General features: G+C 40.1%; 1 protein-coding gene. It reads right to left on the minus strand.

What is annotated here, in order from left to right; genetic code table 11:
* Positions 1 to 67 precede the first annotated feature (67 nt).
* Positions 68 to 347, minus strand: a 280-nt coding sequence (locus L9G74_RS23940; protein WP_238898537.1) for a hypothetical protein, incomplete at its 5' end; no start/stop codon positions are given.

The following is a 347-nucleotide window of genomic DNA, read 5'->3' on the forward strand; positions in this document are numbered from 1 at the left end:
TCTGGAGATTGTGATTCTTGCCACTAGTTTCACAAACAATGATAAATATAAGACACGTAAAACCAAATTACCAACCTAAAGAGCAAATCCTGTTTATATTAGACATTGTGTAACATTTGATCACTAAATAAGGCATATGAAAAAGAAGAGTCATACAAAAATGAAAGTTCCAACTTGCAAGCAAGAAAAGATTAGACATGAGCTGTGCCTTCAGTGAATTTTGGATCCTCACATCTATACCTGCCATCTGGTCCGATTCCAAAGCCTTTCGGATCAGCAAAGACATTCTCCAGAAGCTGACTGCGGGGTGGAAGAGGCTGCTGTCTGCAAACTCAACAGCGTCCTCG

Origin of the sequence: Shewanella electrica (assembly GCF_022321485.1) — a bacterium.
Classification (GTDB): Bacteria; Pseudomonadota; Gammaproteobacteria; order Enterobacterales; family Shewanellaceae; genus Shewanella; species Shewanella electrica.